Below are 13,532 nucleotides of genomic sequence, written 5' to 3'. Positions count from 1 at the left end.
ATTTACTTCACAACCTCAACCCAAAATCCTTTTGTTCTCGCTAAGAACGTATTATCATACATTGCTTCGCATTGCAATCCTGGTAAATAATAATTCCCAAGATAAGATGCGTTCAATAGGATTTTAAATACTTTGGTTTCACCAGCTTTTAATCCGAAATAGAAATTTGTTCTATCATCACGAATATCAGTATAATCGGCTACATTATTAGTTGCATCTCCATAATCGGTAAAACGAGTATTTACAATTTCGAATCCTGAAGGTAAAATTTGTGATAATGCTACATTTTCTACACGTTCATTTCTTTGGTTTCTAACGGTTACCTCAGCAATAAACTCAGTCCCTTGAGTAATCTTTGAAACATTAATTACTCCACCTTTTCTGTTTTTAAACACTATACCAGCAGATACATCACTCTGAACTACATTTTCCTGACCTATTGGTAAAATTCCTGTATTTAATACTCGAACATAAATCGTATTCTTTTTATTATTTTTTAAAGTAATACTGTTTGTACCAGTTTTAACTACTAAGCTTCTATCCGCAACAGTTTTTGAAGTTTTTATAACCTGGCTTTTTCCGTCTTTACTAAACTGTACATCTATTCCTTTAACACCATTGTTTAATGAGAATTGAGACATTGCATACAACGAATAAGCCGTTGTTTGCGTGCTCATCCATCGATCACTTGCCATACTTTTAGCCAGTTTTGTAGCCATCGTAAATGCTTTTTGTTTCTGCCCTAATAATAACATTGTTTCCAGAGCCATCGCACGATTTCTATCGCTTGAACCATAGTAGTAATAATTATAACTAGACGATTCGTCATCGATTGCACTACTTAATAACAAACTCGAAGCGGCACTTTTTTGTCCTGCTAAAACATACGCTGCTGCCAATCGTAATTTACTTTCGTTAGAGATTCCCTTGGTTTCACGTAATCTGTTCATCGAAGACAAATCTGACGAACCCGCCAAAGCCAATGTATACAAACGATATGCTTGCGCCATATCATTCCCGTAACGTGGTTCAAATCGCCATTGTTTTGCTTCTCTTTGTTGATAAGAAAGCCATTTTGATTTAAAATTAATCGGCAAGACATATCCTTTCTTCTCTGCTTCTATCATAAAATGTCCTGCGTATGAACTTCCCCAATCATCGGCAATTGAGTTTCCTTGCCAGTATGAAAGTCCACCGTTTGGTAATTGGAAACTTCCTAATCTTGTAATTCCTGCCGTAACATTCTTCTGAATAAGTTGCTGGCGTGTTGCATCAATATCGGCAACATCATTTAAAAATAACTGTGGAAATACCGATGAAGTTGTTTGCTCTACACATCCATGTGGATACTGAATAAGAAACTGTAAACGACCGTTTAAGTTAATCGTTGGCATTGATGATACTTCCAGTTTCGCTTTATTACTTCCCGAAACTCCGAATGTTTTCCATACAATTGTCTTAGAACTATTAGGCTCTAAAATAACATCTGTAAAAGTATTCGTAACAGGATTTGGATTCGTCATATCTATTTCGACATCATAAACAGATTTCTCAGTACCTGATGTAGCAATAACTTGCACTTTGGCAATTCCGGTTGCACCTCCAACTTCCAGATTAAAATAAGCCATTTTTTCGTCTGGCTGAGCAAATGTCAATCTTTGCGCTGGACTTCCTACAACTCTTAAACCATTGCTTGTTTTTATTTGTACAGTAACGTTTTTGATGTGTTTTTCCATAGCAAAAATTGTAACCGGAAGTGTTACTTTTTCTGATGGAGAAATTTTTCTAGGCAATGAAGCCAATACCATTAACGGACTACGTACTGGAGTTGCTTTCTCGACACTTCCGTAAGCACTTGTATTCGCATCTCCAGCTACAATCATTGTTCGCACTGAACCAATGTATTTAGGCAATTTTACCTGATGTGTTTTCGTTTCACCTTTTCCTAATTTAAATGGTCCAAGATAAATAACAACTGGTTTAAAACGATTTGCTTTCTTCGCTTTTCCACCACCTAAATCCTGATCTCCACCAATACTGAAAATCTGATTTACTTTTCCGCCATATGCTCCAATAACATCATCATATACATCCCATGTTTTTACGCCCAAAGCTTCACGTACATAAAAACTATCCCAAGCGTTTGGCGTTTTAAAACGGGTTAAATCAAGTAAACCTTCATCGACAACTGCAATCGTATAGGTCATTTCTTTTCCTGATTTCTCGCTTACTTTTATAGGAAACGTTTGCTCCGGTTTTAGTACATCCGGCATAGCAATGCTTGGAGCAAGAATCGTAGTTTTATCAATTACTTCGATAGGAACGATTCCGTACATACGAATTGGCGAATCATTCTTAGTCGATGCATGCGGTTGTAAAAGTGTAATATTAAAATACACATTTGGCGCCATTGCTCCAGTAATCGGAACTTCGACTTTAGTTTCTCCTTTTTGGGTTTTCACCCAAAGTGTCTGTACTACTTTCGATCCATTTTCTATAGATACCAAAGCGCGTCCTCCTTCGCTTGACGGGAAAGATATTTGTGCTTTTTCGCCTACTGCATAATTCTTTTTATCTGTAGAAAAAACAAGCATATTAGCTGTAGAAGCATCCGTGTTTCTTGTTTTTCCAGACCATATTGGCCAGTCTATATTTACGGTTATTGCCGATGCGTGTCCGCCAATCTCATCCGAAACACGAATTAAGTAACGTCCCCATTCTTCATCTGTCAAAGCAAACTGAAAACTTCCTTTTCCGCTTGAATCTGTATTTACAGTAAATGTTTTATATGATGTTGTCGCATTCGACGAATTATAATTGGATAAATTATCACTCGAAGCATCCCACCACCAACGCCATTCTGTTTTATACACTTTTACCTCAAGATTTCTTACGGATTTTGGTCTTCCGTTTTCATCAACAGTAACAATATCAAATCGGTTTTGCTTACGGGTTTCCAGCATTCCGTACTTAGTAGGTTCTGGCGATTTAACTCCTACATAAGTATTATATGGAGAATAAGTTGTCGAGATAACATCGGTACTAAAATCTCCACCTTCTTCATATACTTTGGTTATAAAAGCTGCTTTTAGCATTCCCGGTGCCTGACCTTGTAATTTAGGTTCAATGCTTACCGACGCTCTTCCGTTAGCATCTAGTTTACCTGAAAATATATTAATTTCCTCGGTACTAAACTGGCGTACTAAATCATCAAAAACAAATTTGTCATAGCCTTTAAAAGTCGTGCTTTGTTGCGAGAATTTTGCCTGCATCTCTACATTCAGATTTTTAGCAATAGCACCATGAAGCCATGTAACTTCCAGACTACTTGTATTTGGATATGATGAAGATAATATTGCTCTCCTGAAAGTATTTTTAATTTTTAAACGATTCGGTTTAATCGTTTCAATTTTTATGCTCTTATAATATTTGGCTCCACCAACGCTTACCATTGCTTCCCAATTTCCTGTAGGCGCTTCTGTATCTGTAGGAACTGTAAACGCATAATGGTTTAAGTCATTGGATTTTTGAACGGTTTGATACGTAACTTTTCCGTTAGGATCGGTTAATCTAAATTTTATCGGATGGGCTTTTGGTAGTTTATTTGCAGCATCATTAAGTATAAATGACAAATACAAATTATCTCCCGGACGCCAAACGCCACGTTCGCCGTAAATAAATCCTTTTAATCCTTTTTGCAAAGTCTCGCCTGCAACATCAAAATTACTTACTGACAATGAATTTCCATCGTCAAGTTTCACGTAAGTAGATTGTGTTCCTAAAGTAACAATAGCAAAATAAGCAAATTTGTCTAACTGAAAAGAAGCAATTCCTTCACTGCTTGTTGCCGCTGTTGCTAGTTTTTGTTGTTGAAAACTGTACAAATCTACTCTTGCATTCGAAACTGGCTCTGTCGTGATTATATTATTTACAACAAATAAATACGATTTATTTTCTCCTCGTTTAGCAATCACACCTAAATCTGAAGCTAAAATATTTGTTCCTATTTTGGCATTGTAATAATACGAACCTGTACAAGGATCCTGGCTTTCTCTCCATTCGTAATCATCGTAATAATAGTCGTCATACGAATTACCGCTGTAGTTCACATCATTTTCATCTACATCTTCTTCCTCTTCGGTTTGATCTGTATCTGGTTCAGAAGTTTCGCATTTATATAAAGAATATGCTCTCTTGTACGAGAACTCTACTCTATAAATTGCACCTGGTTCTGGAGTTATAATTTTAGATAAATCTAATGCATAAGTATTCCACTTCGTCGGATTAACTAATGTATTATCTTTAAGATTAAGCGTTGTTTTAGCAACAGGCTGTGCAACTCGTTTTAGGTTCTGAGCTCCGTTTAATTCGTTATTTTGAAGAAATTGTAATATGTTATTTTTATAAATCTTATAAACTTTTACATCCACCGCTCCAAGGTTTACTGCTTCAAAATTCAGTTTTAAGTTATTAGAACTTGGCAAAATTGTTCCGTTTTTAATAAAACGAATGTTTGGTTTTATTTGGTCAAAGGAAATCTTCTCTGAATAATTCTCTGCCATTTTTCGACCATACTGACTTTCTATCCCTTGAAAAACTTCTAATAATAACTCGCCTGTTACTGTTTGATCAGATACTGGTTCTGGTTCTGCCGCTACTTCTTCAACAGCATCTTCAACAGCTACCGCAGCACTATCTACACTTACACTCGTTGAGTCTACAGCTACACTTGCTGTATCAACAACTGCAACAGCAACGTCATGTACCACTTCTTCAACTGGCTTTTCGTTACTAAAATAAACTTTTAACGTATTTCCTTGTGTTGAGAATTTTAAATTATTTGTATTTTGTATGGCAACCAATCCTTTAAAATCCTGCCCTTTCTCTAATGGTTCTGAGAAATTAATTAATACAGATTGATTGTTTTCATCTGGAATTTCGACTTTAATAATTTTAAACTCATTTATTGATGTTATCGGGAAATCCATTTTTCCTTTTTGATCAATGTCAAAATCACTTCCATCATAAGAAATTTCAAGATTACTTACGTCAGATAAACGCTGAATACTATCTATGATAAACTTAAATTCTTTTCCTGAACTTGCTGCTTTATCAAATTTAACAGTAAGATCTTTTCCGTTATGACTCGCCATAACCAACTTCTTTGCTGTCTCTAAATCTATAACATCGGCTGTTTTTAATACACAATTTAGATACTGATATTCTTTACTATAGGATTGGACATCTAGTGTATTTACGATAAAATCCTGCTTAACCGTTTTAACAGTAAAGTTGAATTTAGAAAGATCCTTATCATCATCTCCTTTTTTAGGAAGCGTGATTAGTTTATCTAAATTTAGTGTTACCTGATATTCGGTTCCGGGTTTTAACTTTTTTTCGGGAATAAAAGCAATTGTATTACTCGAGAGCGCTACAACTTTACCATCGACACTTGGAGAAATATCGAATAAGTCATTATCTAAAACTTCATTTACTTTCCACTCCTTTTTTTCAAAAGCCAGAACAACGCGTATATCCGATTGAGATGAAACTATCCCACCTGTAAAACTCGTTATATATTCTTTGAACAATGAAAAATCAGAATTGAAATCGGCAGCAGATTTCCTGCCACAACCCTGAAAAATAAAAAACACAAACAACACGTAAACTAATCCTCTTGTTTTCAATTGAGTATCTAATTAATGGTTACAAAATAATAGTACTTATAAAGTTTAAGCCATTTAACAATCAAAACTATATTGATTAAATTAACTTTATATGTAATAAAAGTACTGTAATTTTTAATAACTTTTAAGAAGAAAATTCAGTAACGTTAATTATTTTAACTTTTATTGAAGATCATAAAAAATCAATTACTAAATATGCTATATTTCGTTCTTTATTAAAATATCAAATAGCTTGTATAAAGATTCTACAGAAAATAAATTTATTATAAAAAATAAATCAGTTATCACATACCTTCTAATGGTAGTAACTTTTATTATTTTGTTATGTTTTGCGGATTACTATGTTTTACCTTCCACAAAAACAACAGATGTAATAACACACTATGCAGTGAGAACTACAGGAGGTAAAAATGGATCTAAACCAGAAAAAGTTTCTTTTCACTATTATACACAGAAAGGTTTTACTTTCTCAACTGTCGAAAATGACATTGAAGAAAATGATATAGAACTTGAGTATTCTTTATTATTTAAATCTGTAACGAAAGTAAAATCAAATAAGAATGATTACACTAATCTTCTTTGCAATGATTTAAGCATTAACGGAATTCAATTTTATTCTTGTAGCATACTACTTTTTTCAATAGTCATAAGTTTGAAAATACTTCTCTCGAAAAAGAGTTTTTCTGAAAACACATTTTACAATATAATTTGTTTTAATTCATTTATGATATTCGTATGTGTCTACATGACTTATATATATTAAACTAAAACAATGTTATTTATATAATCATTATTTACAACCTTTAAAGCTCTACTCCGAGCTTAGACAATACATTATCTAATTCCGTAAAATGTTCTTCTGTATTTGCAGCATAAAATAATTGATTATTATCCATAATTACAATTACATCATCCTCATAATTCCCATAAAATTTTATTCCTTCAAGCCATTGTCTAAATGAAACTTCTTTATTTCGGTAATTTTCAACAACAAAATCTAGCTCATGTTGCTCTAATTCATAAAATGTATTGCATGGAAATTCTAATGCAAAACCAGCCTGAAGAAAAGCCATCGCAGTAAAAAATTCCGTTAAGGTTTCTGTTTCCAAGTTCCATTCTTTTCCATCGGTACTCATAAAAACAGGCGGATTCGATTTTGACAAATCATTTTTATGAATTCCCCAAACACATGCTCTTTGGTTTTCAGAATAAAATATCAAATAATCATTCTGTTTATAATATTGAAATCGCTCTGGTATAATTAGCAAATCTTGCGTTTGATTTAAGCTCTGAATCTTACCTAATTCACTATAGTAATCAACAAATACCTCAGGAAGTTGCCCGAAGATATTTTTAACAATTTGAATTTCATCATTAGTAAAACCATCAGGTTCTGTAATATGAAATAGTTTTTTTATTATTGAAAAATCAGTCATAATAACTTTTTAATAAGAATGAAACGGCGACAAAATTATCTTCGCCTTTTAGCAAAGAAACGTTTCATTAAATCCGAAGCTTCATTTGCCATAACACCACGAACAACAACAGTTTTAGGATGTAGTTGTGTTCCCATTTTTTCGTAACCTCGATGTTCATCACTTGCTCCAAAAACAATTTTCGAAATCTGACTCCAATATAAAGCACCTGCACACATCTGGCAAGGTTCTAATGTTACATAAAGCGTGCAGTCTTTTAGATATTTCCCGCCTAAAAAATTAGCGGCAGCTGTTATCGCTTGCATTTCGGCATGAGCCGTAACATCATTTAATAATTCGGTTAAATTATGGCTTCTTGCAATGACTTTATTATCAATTACAATAATGGCTCCAACAGGAATTTCATCTTTATCAAATGCCATTTCTGCTTCTTGCAAAGCCTTTTTCATAAAATACTCGTCGGTAAAAATATCTATCATAAAACAAAAATACATTTTTAAGAAGTAATTTTTATTACATTTATTTTTTGATATTCAAATTATGCAAACAAAACATAAAATAAGTATTCCTGAGCCTTGCCACGAAAACTGGGATAAAATGACGCCTGCCGAAAATGGTCGTTTTTGCATTAGCTGCTCTAAAACTGTAGTTGATTTCACAAGAATGCTACCTGATGAAGTGCAGCATTTTTTTATTGCAAATAAAAACAAAAGTGTTTGCGGAAGATTCAAAAACTCTCAATTAGAGACTATTATAGTTCAAATTCCAACTGAAGTTTTATACAAGCAGACTCAATATCATAAAATGTTTTTATTGGCTTTGTTTATTGCTATGGGAACTACATTGTTTAGTTGCCAAGATAAGAACGGAGACAAACAAAAAATTGACAAAATAGAAATTGTTAAGGATTCCTCAACTGACCAAAGAGTTATGGTTGGCGATATTAAAGTTAGTGGAAATGAATCAACTCAGATTCCGCCTCCGCCTCCGCCAAAAATTAATCAGGTTAAATTTGTAAAACCAGATAAAAAAAAGCTAATCTGGGGAGCTAAAAAATCAATTACAACAACTGGATTCATTGTTGCTGTTGATAAAACCACTAAAGACAAAACTCAATCTTCAAAACAAAATAAAGAAGATGATTCCGTATTTACTACAGGTGCAGTAATGCATATAAATGCAGAATTTCCTGGGGGTATTGACCCATTTTATACTTTTTTTGAAAATGAATTTAAAATGCCAGAAAATACAGATACCAAAAATCTTAAAATTAGAATATCTTTTGCAGTAGAAGAAAACGGAACTTTATCATATCTTCAATCTCTACCACCTATTGATAAAACAATAGAGAACGAAATCATTAGGGTTTTAAGTTTATCTCCAAAATGGGAACCGGGAGAATCTAACGGAAAAAAAATAAGAATGCAATATTCCTTACCAATTGTATTGGAATGAGATCTCAGATAAAATTTAAATTTAAAACCGTAAATTTGCTTTTTACCTTACAATGAAAAGCAATTTACTTCCCAACATATACAATCCCGCCGATTTACGCTTACTTCCCGAAGCGCAACTACCTCAAGTGGCTCAGGAATTACGTGATTTTATTATTGATATTGTTTCTGTAAAAGAAGGGCATTTGGGCGCAAGTCTAGGTGTTACCGAACTTACTATTGCTTTGCATTATGTATTTAACACTCCCGATGATTTATTGGTTTGGGATGTAGGACATCAGGCTTACGGACATAAAATCCTGACCCAAAGAAGAGAAAATTTCCATACCAATCGTCAGCTTAACGGGATTTCTGGTTTCCCAAAAAGAGCCGAAAGTAACTATGACACTTTTGGCGTAGGCCATTCTTCTACTTCTATTTCGGCAGCATTAGGAATGGCAATTGCTTCTAACTTAAAAGGTGATTTCGACAAACATCATATAGCTGTAATTGGCGATGCTTCGATTGCATCGGGAATGGCTTTTGAAGGTTTAAATCATGCCGGAGTGACCGATGCTAATTTATTGGTAATCTTAAACGACAACGCAATCGGGATTGACCCAAGTGTAGGTGCGCTTAAAAAATATCTCACTGCTGTAAAAGAAGGAAAAAATCCGAAGAAGAATAACATGATTAAATCATTGAATTTTGATTATTCGGGTCCTATCGATGGTCATGATATCTTTGCTTTAATAAAAGAATTAAAACGATTAAAAAATATAAAAGGTCCTAAATTCCTGCATATTGTTACTACCAAAGGAAAAGGATTACAACAAGCCGAAGAAAATCAGGTTCAATATCACGCTCCTGGAAAATTTAATGCTTCAACTGGAGAAATCATTCCTAAGATAGAAGACAACCTTCCGCCAAAATATCAGGATGTATTTGGTTTAACCATTTTGGATTTAGCCCAAAAGAACGAAAAAATTGTTGGTATTACTCCTGCAATGCCATCTGGAAGTTCGCTTAAATTTATGATGGATGCTTTCCCAAAACGCGCCTTTGATGTAGGTATTGCCGAGCAACATGCGGTAACACTTGCTGCTGGAATGGCAACTCAGGGAATGATTGTTTTTTGCAATATATATTCAACTTTTTTGCAACGTGCATACGACCAAGTGATACATGATGTCGCATTACAAGATTTACCAGTTATCTTTTGTCTGGACAGAGCTGGCTTGGTTGGAGAAGATGGCGCTACACATCATGGCGTTTTTGATATTGCTTATTTGCGTTGTATTCCTAACCTAATAATTTACGCTCCACTTAACGAGATAGCCTTACAGAATATTTTATATACTGCTCAACTGGGATTAAATCATCCTATCGCAATTCGATATCCTAGAGGTCGCGGCGTTATTACCGATTGGCAAAAGAATTATTTTAAGAATTATGCTACAATCGAAATTGGAGCGGCAACTTGCCTTAAAGATGGTAGTAAAACCGCAGTTTTATCTACTGGAACTATTGGAAACAACGTAATAACTGCACTAGCAAATATTGGCAATCCAAATACTATTGCTCATTACGACTTTCCTTTCATTAAACCATTAGATAACAAACTACTACATTCTATTTTCAGTAAATACTCATCCATAATTACTATCGAAGATGGTGCTATAAATGGTGGTTTTGGAACTGCTATTTTAGAATTTTCGGCATTACATAATTACAACACTAAAATACAAATACTAGGAATTCCAGACACATTTATTGAGCATGGAACTGTTACCGAATTGCAACAATTATGCAATATTGACGTTAAAAGTTTAGAAAATCTTTTTTCTGTTGGTTAAAAATAATTATTTTGCGGACCCAAACAAAAAATGCCATAATGAAATTATTCCGTTTATCTATTTTAGTACTTCTTATATTTTGTTCTTCTAAAAATTTCGCTCAGAATTCTAAAATTCAGACGCAATTGGTACCTGAAATTCAAACTCAATTAGAAGACACTACATCTAATTGGACTAAAAAAAATAAATTGGGTTTTGATCTTACTCAAATTGCATTTGTTAACTGGAGTGCCGGGGGTACTAGTTCTATTTCTGGACTTTTTAAAGGAGAATTTTCGAGAGTATATACTAATGGTAATCATAAGTGGGCAAATGAACTTCTTTTAAAATATGGTTTAAACAAACAAGACGGTATTGAATTAAGAAAAACCGATGATGCTTTCCTGTTTAACTCTACTTATGGTTTCAGAAAAGATACACTTTCAAACTGGTATTATTCAGCTAAATTTAATTTCAATTCTCAATTTACAAATGGTTATTCTTATCCAAATACAGATAACCCGATTTCGAAACCTTTTGCCCCTGCATATGTATTCTTAGGAGCTGGAGCTGAAAACGCAAATAAAGAAAAGAATCGTACTTTTTATTTCTCACCTGTTACGCTAAAGACCACTTTGGTTCTAGATCAGGTCTTAGCAAATCAAGGAGCTTTTGGTGTTAAAAAGGCAGTTTATGCACCAGACCCACTAGATCCTAATACACAAATTCTGATTGAAAAGGGAGAAAAAATAAAAGCGGAGTTTGGTATTTTATTAACTGGTTATACTAAAAACGAAATCTTCAAAAATATGTTTTTTGAAAACCGTCTTAGCCTTTATACCGATTACCTGAACAGATTTGGAAATATCGACATCGATTATGCTACTCGTTTAGACTTAGTTGTAAATGAGTATGTAAAAGCAAATGTGGGGTTGCATTTTGTGTACGATGATGACATCAAATCAAAAAAAGAAGTTAATGGGGAACAAGTCACAGAAGGACCAAAGGCACAACTAAAACAAGTTCTGGGAGTTGGTGTAGTATATGCCTTTTAGATAATTAATTTGTTACGTTGTTTTTCTTCCGTTTATAGTATCATATAATTCCAATGCATTTCCATCGGTTAGTAATGAAACGTAATGGCATATGTGCAGCAATCTTTCATACAGACCTTCTTTTTCTAAATGATGCTTTTCTGGCAACATTTTTAAAATCAATGCATCATAGTTAGATGCTTTTCCGTCGTATTTATTATTAAAAGCTGTTATAAATTTATCTAGTAGTGTTTGGATAATCTGATACCCTACTATTTCTTTTTCGATTACTTCACGACTCTGGTAGATATTCTGAACACTAAGATTTATAATATCATCCATTTGTGCTTTGTACTGGCTTTTATCCATTAATGCAAACGGAAATTTACCTGCAAGAATAGCTTCTTCGTTATCAACAAAAACCTTAACGGCATCGTTTATTAAACTTCCAATTGCTAGTGCACGCAAATAACTAATACGATCTTCTTTGGTAGTAAGTGTTTTATATTTGGCAACACCTATATTATCTTTCACCAATTTAATCAGGTATTCTAAAGCATAATCCTCAGAAACAAGCCCAAGATTTATTCCATCTTCAAAGTCAATAATAGTATAGCAAATATCATCTGCTGCTTCGACTAAATAAGCTAAAGGATGTCTTTCAAAACCAATATCATCTCCCGATTTATTAGGTAACATTCCCATATCGACAGCTACTTTATTAAAAAAGTCTTTATCGGTCTGGAAGAAACCATATTTTTTATCGGCTATATTCTTGGTTGGCTTTTTAGGTAAACTCTCTTTCGGATATTTCATAAAAGCTCCTAATGTAGCGTACGAAATACGAAGTCCTCCTTCTATTCCTGGACGACTTGCTGTAAGAACCGAAAATCCATTAGCATTACCTTCAAAATCTATTAGATCCTGCCATTCTTTATCAGTCAAATGCTCTTTATACTGTTGCCCGTTTCCTATAGAGAAATATTCTCCAATGGCCTTTTCTCCTGAATGCCCAAATGGGGGATTCCCGATATCGTGTGCCAATGATGCCGCCGCAACAATAGCTCCAAAATCATTCATATGATATCCGTGAACTTCTTTTAAATATGGATATTTTTCGATGATTTTTTTTCCTACCAAACGTCCTAACGAACGTCCTACTACCGAAACTTCTAAACTATGCGTTAATCGGGTATGTACAAAATCTGTTTTAGAAAGCGGAATTACCTGTGTTTTATCTTGTAAACTTCTAAAAGCTGCTGAAAATATAATTCGGTCATAATCTACTTCAAATCCCAATCGCGTATCATCTTGTTCTACACGTAATCTTTTGCTAGTATCGCCTTGGCGTTTTAGTGATAAGAGTTGTTCCCAGTTCATTATTCAATTTTAGATTTGTGATTTTAGATTTTAGATTGGCATCTAAAACGTCAAAATTACATTTTATTTTAGGATAATATTCAATAAAACATGCCACAGATTAATTTAATTTAAAAGATTAAATGTTTTGTTTGCTTCGAATTTTCATGAATTAATTTAAGCACAATGATTTGTGTTAATTTGTGAAATTTGCGGCAAAAAAATCCAGACATCAATCATAAAAAAATCATTCTAATCTGTTTAATCTGTGGCAAAATAGTATTAAAACTCTAATGCTGTACTGTGTTTAATCTCTCCCATTACAAAAATACTGTTTGTATTACCTATGTTTTCTATGGTAGATAATTTATTCATTACAAAATCCTGATAACTAGTCATATCCTGAACAAGGATTTTTAGCATAAAATCATAATCACCTGCAATGTTATAACATTCTATAATTTCTGGAAGCGCCACAATATCTTTTACAAAATTGCTTCCTACGTTTTTTGCATGTTCTTTTAACCGAACGTTACAGAAAACTGTCATTCCACAATTCATTTTTTTCTTGTCTAGCAGCGCTACATATTTAGTAATATATCCATCTCGTTCTAATCTTTTTATGCGTTCGTAAACAGGTGTAACAGTCAGGAATAATTTGCTTGCCAGGTCTTTTGTATTGATATTTGAGTTCTCCTGAAGGTGTCTTAAGATCTCTAAATCGGTTTTATCTAAATTTTCCATAGTA

At 33.5% G+C, this 13,532-nt stretch carries 9 protein-coding genes; 4 read left to right on the top strand and 5 right to left on the bottom strand.

Features of this window, described 5'->3' with window-relative positions; translation table 11 throughout:
• Positions 1-2 precede the first annotated feature (2 nt).
• Positions 3-5,687: an alpha-2-macroglobulin family protein gene (locus AC3IPI_RS08345; protein ID WP_489158369.1), complete on the bottom strand. Its 5,685-nt coding sequence runs from the start codon at positions 5,685-5,687 to the stop codon at positions 3-5.
• Positions 5,688-5,985: 298 nt separating this feature from the next.
• Here AC3IPI_RS08345 and AC3IPI_RS08340 point away from each other — a divergent pair, with 298 nt between their 5' ends.
• Positions 5,986-6,450, top strand: coding sequence for a hypothetical protein (locus tag AC3IPI_RS08340; RefSeq protein ID WP_489158367.1), 465 nt, complete (start codon positions 5,986-5,988; stop codon positions 6,448-6,450).
• A gap of 40 nt (positions 6,451-6,490) precedes the next feature.
• On the opposite strand, the gene AC3IPI_RS08335 is transcribed toward AC3IPI_RS08340, so the two are convergent.
• Both AC3IPI_RS08335 and AC3IPI_RS08330 read right to left on the bottom strand, forming a co-directional pair.
• The gene (locus tag AC3IPI_RS08335; protein WP_489158365.1) at positions 6,491-7,123 is read right to left on the bottom strand and encodes a hypothetical protein; all 633 of its coding nucleotides are present in this window, start codon (positions 7,121-7,123) and stop codon (positions 6,491-6,493) included.
• A gap of 35 nt (positions 7,124-7,158) precedes the next feature.
• Entirely contained in the window at positions 7,159-7,602 is a 444-nt protein-coding gene (locus tag AC3IPI_RS08330) for a nucleoside deaminase (RefSeq protein ID WP_039112436.1), read from the bottom strand.
• 61 nt (positions 7,603-7,663) lie between these two features.
• On the opposite strand from AC3IPI_RS08330, the gene AC3IPI_RS08325 reads away from it, so the two are divergent.
• Genes AC3IPI_RS08325 through AC3IPI_RS08315 form a run of 3 tightly spaced genes read left to right on the top strand, consistent with a single transcriptional unit; the run spans position 7,664 to position 11,446 of the window.
• Positions 7,664-8,578, top strand: coding sequence for a hypothetical protein (locus AC3IPI_RS08325; RefSeq protein WP_489158363.1), 915 nt, complete (start codon positions 7,664-7,666; stop codon positions 8,576-8,578).
• Between the two features lie 52 nt (positions 8,579-8,630).
• Positions 8,631-10,412, top strand: coding sequence for a 1-deoxy-D-xylulose-5-phosphate synthase (locus AC3IPI_RS08320; protein WP_489158361.1), 1,782 nt, complete (start codon positions 8,631-8,633; stop codon positions 10,410-10,412).
• Positions 10,413-10,450: 38 nt separating this feature from the next.
• The gene (locus tag AC3IPI_RS08315) at positions 10,451-11,446 is read left to right on the top strand and encodes a DUF3078 domain-containing protein (protein ID WP_489158359.1); all 996 of its coding nucleotides are present in this window, start codon (positions 10,451-10,453) and stop codon (positions 11,444-11,446) included.
• A gap of 12 nt (positions 11,447-11,458) precedes the next feature.
• On the opposite strand, the gene AC3IPI_RS08310 is transcribed toward AC3IPI_RS08315, so the two are convergent.
• Together AC3IPI_RS08310 and AC3IPI_RS08305 are read right to left on the bottom strand one after the other, a co-directional pair.
• The gene (locus AC3IPI_RS08310; RefSeq protein ID WP_086893563.1) at positions 11,459-12,805 is read right to left on the bottom strand and encodes a deoxyguanosinetriphosphate triphosphohydrolase; all 1,347 of its coding nucleotides are present in this window, start codon (positions 12,803-12,805) and stop codon (positions 11,459-11,461) included.
• A gap of 261 nt (positions 12,806-13,066) precedes the next feature.
• The gene (locus AC3IPI_RS08305; protein WP_035619782.1) at positions 13,067-13,528 is read right to left on the bottom strand and encodes an Lrp/AsnC family transcriptional regulator; all 462 of its coding nucleotides are present in this window, start codon (positions 13,526-13,528) and stop codon (positions 13,067-13,069) included.
• Between the last annotated feature and the right edge of the window lie 4 nt (positions 13,529-13,532).

This window comes from Flavobacterium sp. GL_143 (genome assembly GCF_057834355.1).
The sequence above is the reverse complement of the archived record's forward strand: the minus strand, read 5'-3'. Positions and strand labels throughout refer to the sequence as shown.

What these genes read in the sequence shown, in the direction of transcription:
- AC3IPI_RS08340 (WP_489158367.1), top strand. Translation starts at nt 5,986, where the DNA reads ATGGTAGTAACTTTTATTATTTTGTTATGTTTTGCGGATTACTATGTT.
- AC3IPI_RS08335 (WP_489158365.1), bottom strand. Translation starts at nt 7,123, where the DNA reads ATGACTGATTTTTCAATAATAAAAAAACTATTTCATATTACAGAACCT.
- AC3IPI_RS08330 (WP_039112436.1), bottom strand. Translation starts at nt 7,602, where the DNA reads ATGATAGATATTTTTACCGACGAGTATTTTATGAAAAAGGCTTTGCAA.
- AC3IPI_RS08325 (WP_489158363.1), top strand. Translation starts at nt 7,664, where the DNA reads ATGCAAACAAAACATAAAATAAGTATTCCTGAGCCTTGCCACGAAAAC.
- AC3IPI_RS08320 (WP_489158361.1), top strand. Translation starts at nt 8,631, where the DNA reads ATGAAAAGCAATTTACTTCCCAACATATACAATCCCGCCGATTTACGC.
- AC3IPI_RS08315 (WP_489158359.1), top strand. Translation starts at nt 10,451, where the DNA reads ATGAAATTATTCCGTTTATCTATTTTAGTACTTCTTATATTTTGTTCT.
- AC3IPI_RS08310 (WP_086893563.1), bottom strand. Translation starts at nt 12,805, where the DNA reads ATGAACTGGGAACAACTCTTATCACTAAAACGCCAAGGCGATACTAGC.
- AC3IPI_RS08305 (WP_035619782.1), bottom strand. Translation starts at nt 13,528, where the DNA reads ATGGAAAATTTAGATAAAACCGATTTAGAGATCTTAAGACACCTTCAG.